This is a genomic window from Marivita sp., assembly GCF_051859345.1.
In the GTDB taxonomy this organism is placed as follows: domain Bacteria; phylum Pseudomonadota; class Alphaproteobacteria; order Rhodobacterales; family Rhodobacteraceae; genus Marivita.
In genome coordinates this window covers 117624-135477 of record NZ_JBHYFV010000003.1, presented here as the reverse complement: position 1 = coordinate 135477, position 17854 = coordinate 117624, and the positions used below count along the sequence as shown (strand labels likewise).

The 17854-nt window shown below is 61.3% G+C and carries 17 protein-coding genes; 8 read left to right on the top strand and 9 right to left on the bottom strand.

Annotated features, from left to right (window positions below):
* Positions 1-4: 4 nt before the first annotated feature.
* The 3 genes from ACTIEN_RS03500 to ACTIEN_RS03490 all read right to left on the bottom strand — a co-directional run bounded on the left by ACTIEN_RS03500 (position 5) and on the right by ACTIEN_RS03490 (position 1671).
* Positions 5-241 (bottom strand): DUF4170 domain-containing protein, encoded by a 237-nt coding sequence (locus tag ACTIEN_RS03500; protein ID WP_439521722.1) that lies wholly within the window; start codon positions 239-241, stop codon positions 5-7.
* 63 nt (positions 242-304) lie between these two features.
* Complete coding sequence (locus ACTIEN_RS03495) at positions 305-925, bottom strand: enoyl-CoA hydratase/isomerase family protein (RefSeq protein WP_439521721.1); 621 nt, start codon at positions 923-925, stop codon at positions 305-307.
* Positions 922-1671, bottom strand: coding sequence for an SDR family oxidoreductase (locus ACTIEN_RS03490; RefSeq protein WP_439521818.1), 750 nt, complete (start codon positions 1669-1671; stop codon positions 922-924). Before ACTIEN_RS03490 ends, ACTIEN_RS03495 begins: the two co-directional genes overlap by 4 nt.
* Positions 1672-1796: 125 nt before the next feature.
* Between ACTIEN_RS03490 and ACTIEN_RS03485 the strand changes: the two genes are divergently transcribed.
* A complete protein-coding gene (locus ACTIEN_RS03485; RefSeq protein ID WP_439521720.1) occupies positions 1797-3323 on the top strand; it encodes a DUF2125 domain-containing protein in 1527 nt (508 codons plus the stop codon).
* A 31-nt stretch (positions 3324-3354) separates the two neighbouring features.
* On the opposite strand, the gene ACTIEN_RS03480 is transcribed toward ACTIEN_RS03485, so the two are convergent.
* Positions 3355-4572 carry a UbiH/UbiF/VisC/COQ6 family ubiquinone biosynthesis hydroxylase gene (locus ACTIEN_RS03480; protein WP_439521719.1) on the bottom strand — a complete coding sequence of 406 codons (1218 nt, stop codon included), beginning with the start codon at positions 4570-4572 and terminating at the stop codon, positions 3355-3357.
* Positions 4573-4660: 88 nt separating this feature from the next.
* Here ACTIEN_RS03480 and ACTIEN_RS03475 point away from each other — a divergent pair, with 88 nt between their 5' ends.
* The 5 genes from ACTIEN_RS03475 (at position 4661) to ACTIEN_RS03455 (ending at position 11982) form a co-directional block, all read left to right on the top strand.
* A complete protein-coding gene (locus ACTIEN_RS03475) occupies positions 4661-5989 on the top strand; it encodes an amidase (RefSeq protein WP_439521817.1) in 1329 nt (442 codons plus the stop codon).
* Between the two features lie 110 nt (positions 5990-6099).
* Complete coding sequence (locus ACTIEN_RS03470) at positions 6100-7290, top strand: aminotransferase class I/II-fold pyridoxal phosphate-dependent enzyme (RefSeq protein WP_439521718.1); 1191 nt, start codon at positions 6100-6102, stop codon at positions 7288-7290.
* 11 nt (positions 7291-7301) lie between these two features.
* Positions 7302-10241, top strand: a complete 2940-nt coding sequence (locus ACTIEN_RS03465; protein WP_439521717.1) for a DNA translocase FtsK — start codon at positions 7302-7304, stop codon at positions 10239-10241.
* A 104-nt stretch (positions 10242-10345) separates the two neighbouring features.
* Positions 10346-10942 carry a LolA family protein gene (locus tag ACTIEN_RS03460; RefSeq protein ID WP_439521716.1) on the top strand — a complete coding sequence of 199 codons (597 nt, stop codon included), beginning with the start codon at positions 10346-10348 and terminating at the stop codon, positions 10940-10942.
* Between the two features lie 134 nt (positions 10943-11076).
* Positions 11077-11982: a sulfotransferase domain-containing protein gene (locus ACTIEN_RS03455; protein ID WP_439521715.1), complete on the top strand. Its 906-nt coding sequence runs from the start codon at positions 11077-11079 to the stop codon at positions 11980-11982.
* Between the two features lie 67 nt (positions 11983-12049).
* On the opposite strand, the gene ACTIEN_RS03450 is transcribed toward ACTIEN_RS03455, so the two are convergent.
* Entirely contained in the window at positions 12050-13438 is a 1389-nt protein-coding gene (locus ACTIEN_RS03450; RefSeq protein WP_439521714.1) for a caspase family protein, read from the bottom strand.
* 140 nt (positions 13439-13578) lie between these two features.
* Here ACTIEN_RS03450 and ACTIEN_RS03445 point away from each other — a divergent pair, with 140 nt between their 5' ends.
* Positions 13579-13980: a hypothetical protein gene (locus tag ACTIEN_RS03445; protein ID WP_439521713.1), complete on the top strand. Its 402-nt coding sequence runs from the start codon at positions 13579-13581 to the stop codon at positions 13978-13980.
* A gap of 121 nt (positions 13981-14101) precedes the next feature.
* On the opposite strand, the gene ACTIEN_RS03440 is transcribed toward ACTIEN_RS03445, so the two are convergent.
* Positions 14102-14692: a lytic transglycosylase gene (locus tag ACTIEN_RS03440; RefSeq protein WP_439521712.1), complete on the bottom strand. Its 591-nt coding sequence runs from the start codon at positions 14690-14692 to the stop codon at positions 14102-14104.
* A 228-nt stretch (positions 14693-14920) separates the two neighbouring features.
* Here ACTIEN_RS03440 and hspQ point away from each other — a divergent pair, with 228 nt between their 5' ends.
* Positions 14921-15247: a heat shock protein HspQ gene (hspQ, locus tag ACTIEN_RS03435; protein WP_439521711.1), complete on the top strand. Its 327-nt coding sequence runs from the start codon at positions 14921-14923 to the stop codon at positions 15245-15247.
* A gap of 64 nt (positions 15248-15311) precedes the next feature.
* Here hspQ and ACTIEN_RS03430 read toward each other — a convergent pair whose 3' ends face one another.
* The 3 genes from ACTIEN_RS03430 to ACTIEN_RS03420 are packed head-to-tail and all read right to left on the bottom strand — an operon-like array spanning position 15312 to position 17763.
* A complete protein-coding gene (locus ACTIEN_RS03430) occupies positions 15312-16361 on the bottom strand; it encodes a threonine aldolase family protein (protein ID WP_439521710.1) in 1050 nt (349 codons plus the stop codon).
* Positions 16361-16834, bottom strand: coding sequence for a YcgN family cysteine cluster protein (locus ACTIEN_RS03425; RefSeq protein WP_439521709.1), 474 nt, complete (start codon positions 16832-16834; stop codon positions 16361-16363). Before ACTIEN_RS03425 ends, ACTIEN_RS03430 begins: the two co-directional genes overlap by 1 nt.
* Complete coding sequence (locus tag ACTIEN_RS03420; RefSeq protein WP_439521708.1) at positions 16831-17763, bottom strand: bifunctional riboflavin kinase/FAD synthetase; 933 nt, start codon at positions 17761-17763, stop codon at positions 16831-16833. Before ACTIEN_RS03420 ends, ACTIEN_RS03425 begins: the two co-directional genes overlap by 4 nt.
* Positions 17764-17854 lie beyond the last annotated feature (91 nt).

Below are 17854 nucleotides of genomic sequence, written 5' to 3'. Positions count from 1 at the left end.
ATGGTCAGTCCTGCGCCTCGGAGTCCGAGGTGCTTGCCTCGATCAATTGCTGCAAGTCACCGACGAAATAGCGCATATGCGCGTTGTCCACCGTGCGCTGTGCTTCGGTTTTCCAGGCGTCATGGGCAGATTTGCGATCCGGGAAGATGCCGACAATGTGGATGGCATCAGGATCCTTGAAGACGTTTTCGGAAGGTGTCACCAGTTCTCCGCCGAAGACGATATGCAGATGCTGGGCCATGGGGCGCTCCTTCTTTGCTGCGGTGTGGCCAACCTAAGAAGCTGTGTTGGCGGGTCAAGGTGATTACATCAGGCGGTGTGCGATCAGGCTCTTGATGGCGCGGGCATGATCACCGGACGCGGCACAAACGTCCTGTGCCAACTCTGTCGCGCGCTCCATCAGCATGTCAGTGGGCGTGATCTCGTCAATCAGTCCCCACGCGAGGGCATCATCGGTCGGGATTTTCTTCCCCGCCATCAGGATCATCTTGGCACGAGACGGCCCGACAAGCGCCGACAAACGCGCAGGGTCTGACGGTTGTGGCAGAAAGCCCAGCTTCATCACCGGATAGAACACCTTTGTCCCCGGCACCGCGATGCGCAGGTCGCTGGCCAGAACCATGCCCATCGCACCCCCCGCCACAGTACCATTGAGCGCTGCGACGGTTAGACCCGGATGGCGCGCGATGGCCCCGGACAGCCGTTCCCACAGCGGGCTGGTCGCCAGCCCTGCCTTGGCCGCCTCCAGATCGGCCCCGGCCGAAAACACCTTGCCGACACCCGTCAAAAGGATGGCGCGCGCCGTGCGGGCCTCTTCGACACCGACACAGAGCGCTTCCAGCATCTCTGCCGTCAACGAATTGGCCTTGTCCGGCCGATTGATGGTCAGGACACACAGCGTGCCATCGTTCTGACTGTCGATCACGTCAGGCCGACCTTTTGGCGCAGGCTCTCGTCGCGCAGCGAAAGCTCTTCGCCCAGATGGCCATCCGCCTCGGGGCCACACATCCAGAGCAGCGCCCTGGCAGGCCAATCGGCTGGAATATGATCCGACCAGTCCAGCTGGCTGATCGGGTTGATGCCGCTGGCCTTGATCTCGCGTTGCATCTGGGTCGCCACGGTGCCCGGTGACAGGCCCATTGCGCGGATGCCCTTTTCGGCCATTTCCTTGTGCAGGCACATGGTCAGCATCGCCGCCCCTGCCTTGGAGGCACAATAATGCGACCACGCTTCGACCGGGCCATGTGCGGCCCCCGAACTCACCGTCAGGATCGTGCCACCACCCGCCGCTTCCATCACTGGCAAGGCAGCGCGCATGCCATGAAACACGCCTTTGAGGTTGATATCTATCACCTGACCCCAGTCTTCCGGATCAGCCTCGTCCATCCGGGCGATCGGTTCGATCACGCCGGCATTGTTGATCAGGATATCCAGGCCACCAAAGGCCGTGACACAGTTTTCGACCGCCTGGGCCACTTCCCAGTAGCGGCTGATATCACACGGGATCGCGACGGCTTTGTCGCCAATCTCGCCCGTCAGATCGGCAATCCTGTCAGCCGAGCGAGCCAAAAGGGCGACATTGGCCCCGGCTTTGGCGAAAACCCGCGCAGACTCGGCCCCGATCCCCCGGCTGGCACCGGTGATCAGCACGGTGCGTCCTGTTAAATCCATCATGCAAAGGCCTCCTTCGTGTTCACAGCACTGCTACTTCGGTCTGCGCGCGGGGTCCACCCACTTGACCCTGTCGAACAGGCGTCGGAAGCTGTCACCGGGAATTTGACCAAAAGGAATGAGACATGCCTCGCATTGCCCGCCTCTCTACCTGTTCCGCGCTGGCCCTTGGCCTTGCCACAGGCCCCGCCTTTGCAGACCTCACCGCGCAGCAGGTTTGGAACGGCCTTGAATCCGCCATGCAGGGGTTCGGCTACTCGGTCAGCTCGACCGAAACCCCGGCCTCCGGCGCGCTTGAGGTCAGTGATGTCGTGATGCGGTTTTCCGTGCCCGAGGACAACACCTCGTTCGAAGTGGCGATGGGCACGATCAATCTTGTCGAAAACGGCGACGGGTCCGTGTCGATGACCTTTCCCGCCTCGATCCCGATCACGATTGATGCCGCTCCCGATGGTGAAGACGTGGTGAACATGGTGCTTGATTACGCCAATGACGGGCTTGAAATGGTGGTGTCCGGCGATCCGGGGAACATGACCTACGTCTACAGCGCCAATCAACTGGCGATCACCCTGACGGATTTGACCGTGGACGGAAAGACGATTGCCCGTGACGAAGGGCGGTTCGAATTCGTGATGGATGATGTTTCGGGCACAACCGCCACGGCAACGGCGGATGGCACGCAGATCACCCAGAACATAGAGGCCGGATCGGCCAGCTATGACATCGCGTTCAACGATCCCGAAAGTGATGACACGGCGCTGGTCTCCGGGTCGATGAACGCGCTCTTCATCTCAAGCGCCGCAACACTGCCCGAAGGGTTCGACACCTCCAATCCCGAAAGCCTTGCCGCCGGGGGATTCCTGGCCAGTGGGGCGATGGGCTATACCGGCGGCCAGATGCAGTTCGCCGCCAGCGAAGGGGATGGCACCACGTCCGGCACGACACGCACCGGATCGGTGAATGTCGAATTTGCGATGGATGGCGCCGCACTTCGGTATGACGTGAATGCCACCGAACAGGCGTTAACGCTGTCTGGCCCTGATTTGCCTGTACCGGTGGAAGTCAGCATGGCCGCCAGCGCCTTTAACGTCACCGCACCGATTGCTGCGGCAGAAGACCCGCAGGACATGGCCTTTGGGCTGACACTGCGGGGATTCGAGATGTCGGACCTGCTGTGGAATATCGTTGATCCGGGGGCCGCGTTGCCGCGTGATCCGGCGACGATTGCGCTTGATCTCACCGGCAAGGTGACACCGTTCGTCAACCTGTTCGACCCGACAGAAATGGCCCGCATCGACTCAACCGGACAGGCTCCGGGGGAATTGAACGCGCTGACGCTGAACGATCTCACCGTCGAGGCGGCGGGCGCAAAGTTGAATGGCAGCGGGTCATTCACCTTTGACAATGACGATCTGCAGACCTTTGGCGGCTTCCCGCGCCCCAGCGGTGGGGTAGACCTGACGCTTGACGGGGCCAACACGCTGATCGACAAGCTGATTGCGATGGGCCTGCTCACCAACGAAGACGCCATGGGCGCGCGCATGATGATGAGCATGTTCGCGACTCCGGGAGACGGTCCGGACAGCCTGAAATCGTCGCTGCAAATCAACGATGAGGGGCATGTTCTGGCGAACGGAATGCGGATTCAGTGAAAACGTCGGGTGGGTCTTGGGCCCGCCCGCCTTATCCCGCCATCAGATCCGGCAGATCCCCGTTCAGCCCGGCGGCTTCACGGATGAACGTCCGCCGGGCACCGGGGATCGCGTTGATCGCCGCCATGCCCAGGTCGCGCCCCGCGCGCAGGATCGGATTGTCGTTCGAAAACAGCCGGTTGAACACATCCGTCGCGGCCAGTAGCGTCGCCGTGTCGAACCGCCGCCATTGTTCATAACGCGCCAGAACCAGCGGGCTCGCGAAATCCTCACCGCGCCGCACGGCATGCCCGATCACATGCGCCAAAGCCGCCACATCGCGCAGCCCGGCGTTCAGCCCTTGCCCCGCAATCGGGTGCATCCCGTGCGCCGCATCGCCCACCAGCGCCAGCCGATTTCCGATGAACCGGTTCGCCATGGTCAGGCCCAGCGGATAGGTGAACCGTTCACCCGCCAGTGAAATTTCCCCAAGGAAATCCCCGAAACGTGGCCGCAGCACCGTCAGGTAGTCGTCTTCGGGCAGGGCGTTGATCTCTTCGGCCAGCCCCTTGCGCTCGCTCCAGACAATCGACGACCGGTTGCCGGTCAGCGGCAGGATTGCCAGCGGTCCGGCAGGCATGAATAGCTGATGCGCTACGCCGCCATGTGGTTTCTCATGCGCAATCGCACAGACCAGCGCGGTCTGGTTGTAGTCCCATGCGGTGCGCCTGATCCCGGCACGCTGGCCCGTGCCGCTTTGGCGTCCATCCGCCCCGACGATCAACCGCCCGGTCAACTCCTCGCCCGAGGCCAGCGTCACAGACGCCCCCGACGCGCTCACCGCCTGATCCACGACGGTCTCTCCCGCAAGATGCGTCACCAAAGGCTCCGCCGCCATCGCTTCCAGCAATGCGCGCCGCAGATACCGGTCTTCGAGCATGTGGCCCATCGGCCCTTCCTCGATCTCGGCACTGTTGAAATGCAGGCCCAGAAACACCTCGGCATCCCCCGCGCGTCCGTCGCTGACCTTGATCTCGGTCATCGGCTGCGCGTTGGCCTTCAGTCCCTCCCAAAGCCCCAGCGCGTTGAGCATCCGTACCGACGCAAGCGCCAGCGCATAGGACCGCCCGTCGAAATTGTCGCTGCGCCGCGTGCCTTCGGGGCGGGCATCTATGACGGTGCTGCTAAGGCCGGACTTGGCGGCGGCAAGGGCGAGCGTCGGACCGTTCAGACCGCCGCCGACAATCAGGATATCTGAGGATGTGTTCATGATGCGAAATATGGAAGCGCTGGCGGGATTGTCCATGCGCTTCTGTGCCGCTACCGTCGCGCCGAACGTCAGGGCAGGGAGACAGCACATGAACGACTGGCAGGGCATGACAGCCGCCGATCTGGGGCGTGGTATCGACAAGGGCGAGGTTGATCCGGTCGAGCTGGCCCAGACCTTCCTCGATGCCATTGACGCGCATGAATACCGGGATCGCATCTATGCCCGCCTGACCCCGGACCGCGCTTTGGCCGAAGCGACCGCCGCGCAGGAACGGGCGCGCTTGAAACTCCGCCGCTCGCCCCTCGATGGCGTGCCGATCAGCTGGAAAGACCTGTTCGACACCGCCGGAGTCGTGACCGAAGCCGGGTCGAAACTGCTCGAAGGGCGCACACCCGACGCCGATGCCGAGGTGCTGCAAGCGGCCACCCACCAAGGTCTTGTCTGCCTGGGCAAGACGCATCTCAGCGAACTGGCCTTCTCTGGTCTTGGCCTGAACCCCAAAACCGCCACCGCGCCCAATATCCATGACCCCGAAAACGCGCCGGGTGGATCGTCCTCGGGTGCTGCAACCTCGGTTGCCTTCGGTATTGCGCCTGCCGCCATCGGGTCGGACACGGGTGGGTCGGTCCGGGTGCCCGCCGCGTGGAACGACCTTGTCGGTCTCAAGACCACCTCCGGTGTGCTCAGCCTCAAGGGTGCGGTGCCGCTGGCCGCGAAATTCGACACCGTCGGCCCACTGTGCAAATCGGTCGAGGATGCGGCGCTGCTTTTTGCGGCGATGAAAGGCGAACCTGCCATTGACCTGACACCGGCATCGCTGCGCGGCACGCGGCTTGCCGTTCTGACCACCGTGGCGCTGGACGATCTGCGCGAGGGTCCGCGCATTGCTTTCGAAGGCGCGCTGCAACGTTTCAAGGATGCCGGCGCCGAGATCGAGGAAATCGCGATTCCCGAGGTGGCACAGGCCATCACCTTCGCGCCGATTCTCTACGGCTCCGAAGCGTACGGCACCTGGAAAGAGGTGATCGAGGCCAATCCGGACGCCATGTTCGCCGAGATCCTCGCGCGGTTCCGGTCCGGCAAGGATTTCACCGCCGCCAATTATGTTGCTGCATGGCACAAGCTTGACTCTTATTGCGACACCTACCTGCGGGCGACCGCTGGGTTCGATGCGGTGCTCTGTCCAACCTGCCCGATCACGCCTCCAAATGTGGCGCGGTTGATGACAGATAGTGACTATTATGTCACGGAAAACCTGCTCACGTTGCGCAATACACGGATCGGCAACATGCTGGGTCTGTGCGCGCTGACGCTTCCGACGGGCATTCCGGGCTGCGGCGTGTCGCTTATGGCGGCCCCGCGCGAAGAACGGCGTCTTTTGCGTCTGGGACTGGCGGCCGAAGCGGCTCTGGCCTGAAAGCCACAACAGACTGATCTTCACGCTCTTTTTCTGGACGCGCTGCCTTTGCCTATGTAATTTGACCTCAAAGAGGGCGTGAATGACCCTCGTTCTGAGGCAGTACAGGTATGTTTCCCGAGCGGTTTTCGAACCTTCCGGCTTATGCGTTCCCGCGTCTGCGCGCCCTGTTGGATGTGCACGAACCGGGTGGGCCAGTGATTCACATGACCATCGGAGAGCCGAAACACGCGTTTCCGGCCTGGATTTCCGAGATCCTCACGCAGAATATGGCCGGGTTCAACAAGTACCCGCAGAACGAAGGCACGCCCGAACTGCGCGGCGCGATCCGCGACTGGGTGCAACGGCGCTATGGCGTCGCCCTTGATGCCGACACGCAGATCATGGCGCTGAACGGCACGCGCGAAGGGCTGTATAACGTCGGCATGGCGCTTTGCCCGGAAACCAAGAATGGCGCGAAACCCGCTGTCCTGATGCCCAACCCGTTTTATCAGGTCTACCTGATCTCGGCGATTTCGGTCGCGGCAGAGCCGGTCTTCGTGAATGCCACCGAAGAGACCGGCCATCTGCCGGATTTCGAAGGCCTGCCACAAGACGTACTGGACCGCACCGCGCTGGCCTATATCTGTTCGCCCGCCAACCCACAGGGGGCCGTTGCTGACCGTGACTATTGGGAACGGCTGATCACGCTGGCCGAAAAGCACGATTTCCAGATCCTCGCGGATGAATGCTATTCCGAGATCTACCGCGACACGCCCCCGGTGGGCGCGTTGCAGGTGGCGCAAGAGATGGGGGCAAACCCCGAACGCGTGGTCATCTTCCACTCGCTCTCCAAACGGTCAAACCTGCCCGGTTTGCGGTCTGGCTTCGTCGCAGGTGGCCCCGAAACGATCCGACGCATCCAGCAATTGCGCAACTATTCCGGCGCACCGCTGCCTTTGCCGCTTCAGGCGGTGGCCGAGGCGGTCTGGAAAGACGAGGCGCATGTCGACGAAAACCGTGCGCTTTATGCTGAGAAATATGCACTGGCCGACCGCATTTTCGGCAACGTTCCGGGCTACAGATCCCCACAGGCGGGATTTTTCCTGTGGCTGCCGGTGGACGACGGTGAAGCGGCGGCGCTGAAGCTCTGGAAAGAGACTGGCGTGCGCGTGCTGCCCGGTGCCTACCTGTCGCAGGACACCGAGGCCGGAAATCCCGGCACGCACTATATCCGGGTCGCCATGGTGGCCCCGAAAGACGAAACCGAACGCGGCCTGACGCAGATCAGGGACTGCCTTTACGGCGGTGAAGACCAATAAAGAGGCGAACGATGGCATATCAGGCGCGGGGGCGTGACCCCCTCTTTGACAGCAACATGCAGGCTGCGATCGAAAAGCGTGGCAAAGAGCTGGGTGGCTTTGTGCTCATGGCGCTGGGCGCGATGGCCGCCGCGCTGATCTGGTCGTACTCGCCGCAGGATCCAAGCTGGCTGTCCGCCACCGATGCGCCGGTGCAGAACTGGCTGGGCCGTCCGGGTGCGTCGGTGGCGGCGCCTCTTTTCATGATCGTTGGCTGGGCAAGCTGGGGTCTGGCGATGGTGCTTCTGGTCTGGGGCGCGCGATTTGCCTTGCACAAAGGCGAAGAACGCGCGGTGACATGCCTGATCTTTGCGCCGATCTGGATGGCCCTCGCGGCTGTTTATGCCGCCGGTGTGCCTGAAACCACGGCCTGGACCCACAGTTTTGGCCTGGGCGGTCTGTTTGGTGACATGATGATGGGCTCGATCCTGACGATCCTGCCCCTTGGAACGGCCTTCGGCCTCAAGTTGATGATGCTGCTTCTGGGTGGTGTCGTGCTGGTGATGGGCGCGTTTGTTCTTGGCTTCACCCGTGTCGAACTGGTGCGCATGGGCCGATTCCTTCTGGTCGGCGTGATCATGGTCTATGCCACGCTGCTGTCATTGCTGGGCAAGGGTGCAACCGGTGCCGTTGGCGCCGCACGTCAGATGCAGGCCAAGAACGCCGAACGCCGTGCCATCCGCGCGCAGGAAGAGGCCGAAGCTGCTGAATGGGCCGCCGCACAGGAGGTCATTGCGTCAGAACCCCGCGTGACCCGCGTTGCACCGCCATCGCCCCCGGCGCTGCGGGCACAGGACAGCTTTGCCGATGACCCGGCGCCCGCACCGCAGAAAACCGGTTTCCTGTCCAAGATGCCGTCGCTCATGCGCCGCGCTGATCCAGAACCCGAACTGATCGACACCTGGCCCACAGGCGAATTGCCCGAAACGCTGCCCGGTGACGACCGGGTGCGCGCCAAGATCGCCGATGCCATCAAATCCCGCGTGCGTCAGAACCCGGCTGTGACCTCGGCCATCGCTGCGCCGCTGACCAAGGGACGTGGACGCGGTCCCGATCCATTGATCTTCAAGCCAACTACAGACCTGCCCCCGGAACCCCCCGTGACCGCCCGTACCGCCGCGCAAATGCGCGCAGAACCCCCGGTCACAGCCTCAAGGCAGGTGTTGTATCAGCCGCAGCCACATGTCGATGAATCCGAAGACAACATCTTTGAGGACATGACCGATTGGGACGATTACGGCGACGAAGCGCAGGCCTACGCGCCAATCCCGCCCGCACCCGTACCGCAGCCGGAGGCAAGGAAGGTTGTTCAGCAACCCCAGCGAAAGCCGCTCCAGCCTTCAAAGCGCGCCCAGGAAGAAGCCCAACCGCGCCTTAAGTTTGAAGACAACAAGGTGGATTACGAATTGCCGCCGCTTGGCCTTCTCATGGACCCAAGCGGGATCGAACGTCATCACCTGAGCGACGAGGCACTGGAAGAAAACGCCCGTATGTTGGAGGCGGTGCTGGATGATTACGGCGTCAAAGGCGAGATCGTGTCGGTCCGTCCCGGTCCCGTTGTCACCATGTACGAACTCGAACCCGCGCCGGGCCTCAAGGCATCCCGAGTGATCGGTCTGGCCGACGACATCGCGCGCTCCATGTCGGCGCTGTCGGCGCGTGTTTCGACCGTGCCGGGGCGCAGCGTCATCGGCATCGAACTCCCCAACGAAAACCGCGAGATGGTCTCTTTCCGCGAGATTCTGTCCACCCGCGATTACGGCGACGGTACGCAGAAACTTCCGCTCGCGCTGGGCAAGGATATCGGCGGTGATCCCGTTGTCGCCAACCTTGCCAAGATGCCCCACCTGCTGATCGCGGGCACCACCGGTTCGGGCAAATCCGTCGCGATCAACACGATGATCCTGTCGCTGCTTTACAAGCTGACCCCCGCCGATCTGCGCCTTGTCATGATCGACCCCAAGATGCTGGAACTCAGCGTCTATGACGGCATCCCGCATCTGCTGTCGCCGGTTGTGACCGACCCCAAGAAAGCGGTTGTCGCGCTCAAGTGGGTCGTCGGCGAAATGGAAGACCGCTATCGCAAGATGTCCAAGATGGGTGTCCGCAATATCGACGGCTACAACAGCCGCGTTGCCGATGCGCTGTCCAAGAACGAAATGTTCGAACGCACCGTCCAGACCGGATTTGACGACGACACCGGCGAGCCGATCTTCGAGACCGAGGAACTGCAGCCGGTCAAGATGCCCTACATTGTCGTCATCGTCGACGAGATGGCCGACCTGATGATGGTCGCGGGCAAGGAGATCGAGGCCTGCATCCAGCGCCTCGCCCAGATGGCGCGGGCCTCTGGCATCCACCTCATCATGGCGACACAGCGCCCGTCGGTCGATGTCATCACCGGCACGATCAAGGCCAACTTCCCGACGCGGATTTCCTTCCAGGTCACGTCGAAAATCGACAGCCGTACCATCCTTGGCGAAATGGGCGCCGAACAATTGCTGGGGCAGGGCGACATGCTCTACATGGCCGGTGGGGCCAAGATCACCCGCTGCCACGGCCCTTTTGTATCCGATGAAGAGGTCGAGGAAATCGTCACCCATCTCAAGGCGTTCGGCCCGCCCGAATATGTCGGTGGCGTGGTACAAGGCCCGGAAGACGACAAGGCCGACAATATAGACGCGGTGCTCGGCCTCAACACCGGCGGCAATACAGATGGCGAGGATGCGCTTTACGATCAGGCGGTCGCCATCGTGGTGCGCGACCGCAAATGCTCGACCTCCTACATCCAGCGCAAGCTGGCCATCGGCTATAACAAGGCCGCGCGACTGGTCGAACAGATGGAAGACGAAAGTGTCGTGTCTGCGGCCAACCACGTCGGCAAACGCGAAATCCTGGTGCCAGAGCAGTAAAGACCCGCCGATCCAGTCACAAAAACGGGTGTTGCTATCGCATAGCGGCACCCGTTTCGCCATATAAAGGTCAATCGTTCCGAGCAGACAGGACCAAAGACCCTATGCGACTTCGTTTCCTTGCCCTTGTGGCCACCCTGACATGGATGTGGGCGCTGCCTGCCGCAGCCCAGCAATTGCCGCTCAACACGTTATCGACCTACCTCAACCAGTTGACCAGCGCCGAGGCGAGCTTTACCCAGATCAACGCCGACGGCACGATCTCGACCGGTACGCTTTATATTCGCCGCCCCGGCAAGGTACGCTTTGAATACAAACCACCGGAACAGGCGCTGGTCATGGCCAACAACGGTGCGGTGGTAGTGTTCGACCGCAAACTGGGTGGTGAGCCTGAAACCTACCCGCTGGATCGTACGCCGCTTGGCCTCATCCTTGCCCGCAACGTCGATCTCGGCCGTGCCAACATGGTTGTGGCGCATGGCTATGATGGCACCGCCACAACCGTAACCGCGCAGGATCCGGAAAACCCGGAATACGGCAGCATTCAGCTCAAGTTCACAGACAACCCGGTTGAACTGCGCCAATGGGTCATCACCGATGATGGCGGCGGTCAGACCACCGTTGTTCTGGGCGCGCTGGAGCGCAAGCAACTGGCAAACCGCCTGTTCAACATCGAGATGGAGCGCCGCGCCAGCCGGTAGAAAGAACGTGAGGCGATTGCCGAAAGGCCGCCTCTACGCCCGTTCCAGGCAAGGATTGACGTTTCTCCGTCCTGTTCCGGCGCCAATTATGCGTTGCGTTCTGGCCCCACTCTGCTTCTCCTGACGTGGTCCACATGCAGGAGATATCCGACGTGACGCAAAGAAAGCTCTATCTCGGGGCCCTGACCGACAACCGGCGATGGGACATGGTCAACATCCGTCCGGACGACGTGTTTGTCGTGACCCCGCCGAAGTGCGGCACCACCTGGATGCAAACCATCGTGGCCTTGCTGTTCTCCGGCGATCCCGAGGTCGAAACGGAATTGTCCGTCAAGATGCCATGGATCGACATCCGCATCCGCGAGATGTCAGAGGTGGCCGACCGGCTTGACGCCATGCAGCACCGGCGCAGCATGAAGAGCCATACGCCGATGGACGGTTTGCCGCTCGATGATCACGCGCACTATATCTGCGTGTTTCGTCACCCTCTGGACGCGCATTTCTCGTACCGCAAACACGTTCGCAATATTCCGTTGCCCTGGTTCGATATGTGGTATCCCGAGGATGACACCGATGGCATCACGTTCCGCCGCTTTCTGGACGGCGGCGCAGAGGGGTTCGATACGGACGCGATGCCACTTGCGCATATCCTTCGACACTATGAAGCCGCCAAGGCACTGGCCGACCGGCCAAACGTGACGCTGTTTCACTATGCGGACATGACCCGCGATCTCGCGGGGACAATCGACAGGCTGGCGGGCCTACTGGGCATCACCCATCCCGCACCTGTCATGGAACAGCTTGTTCAGGCCGCAACCTTCGACAACATGAAGGACAACGCCGAACGCTTTGCGCCGTCAGGCGGCAAGGGGTTCTTCAAATCAGACGCAGAGTTTTTCCACAGCGCCACCAGCGGCAAATGGCGAAACAAGCTGACAGAGGCTGAATTGGCGGCCTATGACGACATGATGAATGCCCACATGTCGCCCACGGACCGTACATGGCTGGAATATGGCTCAAGCGTGAAAGCCGCTGCGTAGGGCGGTGTCTGTCGTCCCCGACTTCCTCAACCGTCTGCACTTCGCAAACCGGTGGAAATCGCTTCCGTCACTGGCAGAAGGTCTGACCGTTGAACGAGAAACAGCTTGATCCTGACCTTTGCGGCGACGTACTTCGTCGCGCCGTTGGCTGCGGTGTGAAACACACGCCTTGGGAAGACAGGTTCTGCCCCGACGGACAGGTCTTGCGGATGCAGGCATCGTCAACCAGATTTTCGGTCGGGCCACAGACAAGCGGACAGATCCGGCCCTCCAAGACCTCGATCGCGCGCAATAGTGGTGCTGTTGGTTCAAGGGACGCAAGCGTCAGGGCATCCGCGTGTTCTGCCAACCGCTCCAGGGCGTTGCGGCTGTTGCGGCCCCAGATGCCATCCTCTGTTCCCGCCTCGCAGCCCAGCCGGTTCAGCGACATCTGCACCCGCAACGCCAGTTGCTCGTCCGACATCGTCTCCGCGCGCACCAGCGGGGTGGCCGGGACGTCTTCGGCATCGGCGGCAGGCTCTTCGGTAGGTTCGAGCGACGCAGTCACTGTGGGCGCCGGGGTCGCGTCAGGCACTGCGACGGTCTCTGGTGGGGCAACCGGGGCAATCTCGGTCTCGATGGCGGGCGCGGGCGCACCCTCCTCAAGGGGTACCATCACCGGCTCGGGCGCCTGTGGTTGGGTCTGGAACATGAAGCTCCCTGTCAAGGAAGAGCTGCTCCAGGGCACCTGCTGACCACCGGTCAGGTCGATCACGTCGCGGCGGACCCGGCGCATCATCAGTTCGACATCCAGATCCGGCGTCGCGATATGCTGCAAAAGCGCATCGGTGAACGGGCTGTGCCGCCCGGTGCCATCCAGAGCCACGTTGCCGGGCTGCGTGGCATAGGCGATCAGCGTCCCAAGCCCGGTATCCAGCCGCGCCAGTCCACGTCCGATCGCCGATGATCGCGTTCCCATGTTGCGCGCAAGATTGCCCGCCATGGGATTGTCGCGGCAGGCATCGAGAAAGATCAGGTTGGTGCGCTCGTCCCGTTCCATCAATGCCACGATATCGTTCAGGTTGATGGTCTCGAACTGCAAATCCGCCTCATCCCGGATCTGCGCATCAACGGGAACAAGGTAATTGATCCCGCCTACCTCAAGACCGTGCCCGGCATAATACAAAAGCGCGGTATCCGCGTCGGTCGCGGCCCGCGCAAAGGCGCGGATCAGATCGGTTGCGTCGCTTCTTCCAAGGTCATAGCCGTCGTAAACGTCAAACCCCAGATCGCGGAGAGCCGAAGAAACGGCCTCTGCATCATTTTGCGGATTGGCAAGGGGCACCGTGTGTTCGTAAGCGGAATTGCCCAACACAAGCGCCACACGCCCCGCGAAGGCAGGCTCTGCAAGAACCGCGCTCAGCACGACCATCCATGCAAATGCACCTGCCTGCACCAGGCGGAAATATCTCTTCATGGGAACAATCCAGATATTTATTGACACCTTGCAAAGACGCTCCGACTTTATCAGCAATGCGATGTTTGTGTCGACCGTCAAGTTTTCTGTGGTCGGGTCGCATGATTTGAAGCCCTTGAATTGACGACTGGAGACGTAAGATGATTTTTCAAACACCTTGGTCGCGCAAAATGATTGCCCTCTGCCTTGCCGCTGCCATGCTGACCCTGACGGCAGTGTCGGCAGACGCCCAAAGCCTGCGATACCTCAACCGCACTGTGGACGCTGGCAAGCAGATCGAATTCCAATGGCTGAATTACGATGAACGGACCTGCAAGGACAATGGTTACCCGGAACTCGTCGTTGAAAGAGCCCCCAGCCTGGGCAAATACCGGACCGCCAAGCGCAAGTTCACGCAGCAAAATGGCAAGTGCAAGGGAAGCCGGTTCAGCGTGCTGCTGGTCTACTACACGGCCGGGCGCACCAAAGGGCAGGACAGCACAGCCTTCTTGATCCGTGGCAGAAACAACATCCGCATCAATCTCAAGATCCAGGTGAAGTAACAGTCGCGCCCGGATTGCAAACCCTTCAAGGCGTGCGGAAAGCCAAATCTTAACAAATCCTTAAAGGGTCAGCCCCTCTGCCCGAATGTTTCGCACGCGAAACAATGGGGCCGTTTCGGACCTACCTGCGGACCGGGCAGGTGGCCAACTGGCCCTGGTACATCACCGACCGCGCCCCGATCTCGTCTGACACCCGCAACAGCCACGACTTGCTGTTGTAGCTGCCCCGCGCAAAGCCGGTACGGCCTTCGTGATAGGCAAGGTACTGGTTGCGCGCATCCAACAGCGAAATGCCCAGCCGGCGGTTCGATTCCGCCATGTACCAACCCATGAAATCCGCCGCATCATTGATGTCATTGCGCCGCGCGCGGAAAGCACGCTGGTCGGCCTGATACTCTTCCCATGTGCCGTTGAGCGCCTGGCTGTACCCGTAGGCAGAACTTTGACGCCCCATCGGGATCACCCCCAGCGTATAGCGGAACGGGGTGCGGATGTCGGACTGGAACTTGCTTTCCTGGTACATCGACGCCATCTGCACATGCACCGGAACGCCCCATTTGCGTTCGGCCGCGCGAAACGCCCTAAGATATCCGGGGCGCTGTTGCAGGATGGAACAGGCATTGTCGAGGTTACGGGGCGCCGATGTGCCGCCGCCGCCTCCGCAAGAGGCTGCCAGCAAAACAATCACCAAGGCGCGAAAGAATCTGCTCATGGGCCTCTCGCTTTTTGTTCGAAGACGGTTGCTCCGTCTTTCGGATTATCACCAGCTTATCGCAAAGTGGACTTGGGGGAAATCACAATTGCACGGGCCGGCAACGCCTTGCCATCATACAAGAAAACCTTGTGTCGATACTCTGCACAGACTGTTTCCGAGAAAAACGCCGCGGGAATTGGACAATTTGTCGAAAATCAGGCAGGTATGTGTCAACGGACAGGACTCATGATCAGACAACGCGCAAAATACAACATTGGCCAGGTCGTACGCCACCGCAAACATCCCTTTCGGGGTGTGGTTTTCGACGTCGACCCGGAATTCAACAACACCGACGAATGGTACGCAGCGATCCCCGAGGACAGTCGTCCGGCAAAAAAGCAGCCGTTCTACCATCTCCTCGCCGAGAACGACCAAAGCTTCTATGTCGCCTACGTCTCGGAACAGAACCTGATCGCCGATTATTCCGGTGAACCCGTCGAACACCCGGATGTGCCCGACCTGTTCGGCGCGTTCGAGGATGGCAGCTACGAACTGCACTTCCAGTACAACTGAACGATCTCTCTTAGTTTGCCACGTTGTGTTAACGAGTTAGGGCTCCCCTGCGGGAGCCCTTTTCTTATGCGTCGATCACCAGCGACACAAAACGATCAATCTCGGCATCGGGCAAGGACCAGTCACAGACCAGCCGCCCCCGCAGCAGCGCGTTTGACGGACCTTCGCCAAGCGGGCCACCCATGATGCCGTATTTCGCACCGGCGGCCTGAAGGATCTGGTGCAAGGCGCGTGGCGCGGTGAAAAAGATCATGTTGGCGGTGACGTCGTTCAGAATCTGGACATCGCCCCGTCGCGTGATCCCGTCACACAGACGCGCCGCTTTGGCGTTGGCGCTTTTGGCAAGGCTGATCCACAGGTCATCCCGCAGATAGGCCGCCATCTGCGCCGACAGGTAGCGGTGCTTGGAAAACAGATGCCCTGCACGTTTGCGGCGCAGTTCGAATTCCCATGCCTTGGCCGGATCGAAAAACACCACCGCCTCGGCCCCCATGAGACCGTTCTTGGTTCCGCCGAACACAACCACATCCACGCCAAGCTTCCACGACATCTCGGCCGGGGTACAGCCAAGCGCCACCGCCGCATTGGCAAACCGCGCGCCATCCAGATGCACCGGAAGATCATAGGACTTCGCCACGTCACAGAGCGCCTTCAACTCGGCCAGCGTGTAGACATTGCCCATCTCGGTGACCTGCGTGATCGACACGGCGCCGCGTTGTGGTCCATGCACGCCGCGATTGCCCTGGCTTTCGATGGATTTGGTCAGGGCCTCGGGTGTCATCCGGTCGCTGCCCGGCACCAGCGTCAACTTTGCGCCGCCGGTAAAGAACTCGGGCGCGTTGCATTCGTCTTCTTCGATATGCGCCACGGGCGCACAGAACACCGTGTCAAAGGGATCGACCAGCGTCGCCAATGCCAGCGCGTTGGCCGAAGTGCCCGTGGCCACAAGGTAGACCGCCGCGTCGGGCGCTTCGAAAAGATCGCGAATGCGCTGGCGCACCTCGTCCATCATGGGGTCTGCGCCATAGCTGAAGGTGTGGCCCTGATTGGCCTCTGCAAGCGTGTCCAGAACGGCCTGCGGAACAGGTCCGCCGTTGTCGGAGGCAAAAAACATCAGGTCGGCTCCTCGATGATGTGGTCTTCCCAATCGTCCTCATGGACCTCGAATTCGGGCACTGTGGCGTTGCGCATCGAAACACCCGCCGCGTGAACACTGTCCGGCGTGCCCGAGATCAGCGGATGCCAGTCAAACAGCGGCTTGCCCTCCCACAACAGGCGGTAGGCGCAGGTGCGCGGCATCCAATAGGCGTGGTCGTCGATGTTCGACGGTTTCAGGACAATACATTCCGGCACAAACTGGTGCCGGGTCTCGTATTGCCCGCAGCGGCAGGTGCTGTCGTCGAACAACCGACAGGCCACACGCGTCAGTTCGACATGACCGGTGTCTTCGTCCTCGAGCTTGTTCAGGCAGCACTTGCCGCAGCCGTCGCACAGCGCTTCCCATTCCTGGGGGTTCAGGTCGGTCAGCGTCTTGCGTTCCCAAAAACGGGGTGGCAGTCCGGTGCGGTCGATCGGATCAGAGGTCATGACGCCGTCAGGATCGAGCGGGCCTGCACGCAGTCGGCGTCCATTTGCGTGATGAGCGCCTCAAGGCTATCGAATTTCAGTTCCGGACGCAGGAAATCGACCAGGGCGACCGAAACGGTGGCGCCGTACAGATCGCCGGTGAAATCGAACAGGAAGGTTTCCAGATTGGCGCGGTTTTCCCCGAACATCGGGCGCACCCCGATCGACGACGCGCCGTGATACGATCCGGCATGGGGACCATCCAGCACATCGACCTGCACCGCGTAGACACCGAATTTCGGCGGGTGCAGCCCGTCAATGGACATGTTGGCGGTGGGATAGCCCAGTTCGCGCCCACGCTGTTCGCCACCAATCACCGTGCTTTCGATCCGGTGCCAGTGGCCCAGCATCTCGGCCGCCTTGCGCGGCTCACCTTCGCTCAGCGCGGTGCGGATCGCGGTTGATGAGACCGCGCCGGAGGTGGACGTGATCAGGTCTGCCACGGTGACACCGAACCCCATGTTCTTGCCAAAGGTCTTGAGGTCTTCGACGGTCCCTGCGCGGCCCTTGCCAAAGCAGAAATCGGCCCCCACCACGACATGGCGCAGGCCAAGCCCGTTGGCGATCACGTTCGCCGCGAAACCTTCCGGAGTCAGCTCGGCCAGTTGGGTGTTGAAATTCAGCTCGTAAAGCACATCCACCCCCAGCTTTTTCAACCGGGTCGCCCGTGCCTTGGCGTTCATCAGGCGAAAGGGGGGGGCGTCGGGGGCGAAGTATTCACGCGGGTGCGGTTCGAACGTCAGTACACCCAGAGGCGCACCGGGCACGGCATCGCGGGCGAGTTTGATCACCGCCTGATGGCCATGATGCACGCCGTCGAAGTTGCCGATGGCAACCGTCGCGCGTTTGTCGCCTTCAGAGACGAACTGATAATCCCGCACAATTCTCATGGGCAGAGGACTAGCGGGCGCATTGGGGCAGTGCAATCCCCGGTCCGGCCTTGCGGGTGCGATTTTCCATTGATGGAAAATCAAGGATGCG

Excerpts from the sequence above, each read along its gene's own strand:
- ACTIEN_RS03445 (WP_439521713.1), top strand. The coding sequence starts at position 13,579 with ATGATTTTTCAAACACCTTGGTCGCGCAAAATGATTGCCCTCTGCCTT.
- ACTIEN_RS03460 (WP_439521716.1), top strand. The coding sequence starts at position 10,346 with ATGCGACTTCGTTTCCTTGCCCTTGTGGCCACCCTGACATGGATGTGG.
- ACTIEN_RS03485 (WP_439521720.1), top strand. The coding sequence starts at position 1,797 with ATGCCTCGCATTGCCCGCCTCTCTACCTGTTCCGCGCTGGCCCTTGGC.
- ACTIEN_RS03500 (WP_439521722.1), bottom strand. The coding sequence starts at position 241 with ATGGCCCAGCATCTGCATATCGTCTTCGGCGGAGAACTGGTGACACCT.
- ACTIEN_RS03450 (WP_439521714.1), bottom strand. The coding sequence starts at position 13,438 with ATGAAGAGATATTTCCGCCTGGTGCAGGCAGGTGCATTTGCATGGATG.
- ACTIEN_RS03440 (WP_439521712.1), bottom strand. The coding sequence starts at position 14,692 with ATGAGCAGATTCTTTCGCGCCTTGGTGATTGTTTTGCTGGCAGCCTCT.
- ACTIEN_RS03465 (WP_439521717.1), top strand. The coding sequence starts at position 7,302 with ATGGCATATCAGGCGCGGGGGCGTGACCCCCTCTTTGACAGCAACATG.
- ACTIEN_RS03430 (WP_439521710.1), bottom strand. The coding sequence starts at position 16,361 with ATGTTTTTTGCCTCCGACAACGGCGGACCTGTTCCGCAGGCCGTTCTG.
- ACTIEN_RS03480 (WP_439521719.1), bottom strand. The coding sequence starts at position 4,572 with ATGAACACATCCTCAGATATCCTGATTGTCGGCGGCGGTCTGAACGGT.
- hspQ (WP_439521711.1), top strand. The coding sequence starts at position 14,921 with ATGATCAGACAACGCGCAAAATACAACATTGGCCAGGTCGTACGCCAC.
- ACTIEN_RS03475 (WP_439521817.1), top strand. The coding sequence starts at position 4,661 with ATGAACGACTGGCAGGGCATGACAGCCGCCGATCTGGGGCGTGGTATC.
- ACTIEN_RS03470 (WP_439521718.1), top strand. The coding sequence starts at position 6,100 with ATGTTTCCCGAGCGGTTTTCGAACCTTCCGGCTTATGCGTTCCCGCGT.
- ACTIEN_RS03420 (WP_439521708.1), bottom strand. The coding sequence starts at position 17,763 with ATGAGAATTGTGCGGGATTATCAGTTCGTCTCTGAAGGCGACAAACGC.
- ACTIEN_RS03490 (WP_439521818.1), bottom strand. The coding sequence starts at position 1,671 with ATGGATTTAACAGGACGCACCGTGCTGATCACCGGTGCCAGCCGGGGG.
- ACTIEN_RS03425 (WP_439521709.1), bottom strand. The coding sequence starts at position 16,834 with ATGACCTCTGATCCGATCGACCGCACCGGACTGCCACCCCGTTTTTGG.
- ACTIEN_RS03455 (WP_439521715.1), top strand. The coding sequence starts at position 11,077 with ATGCAGGAGATATCCGACGTGACGCAAAGAAAGCTCTATCTCGGGGCC.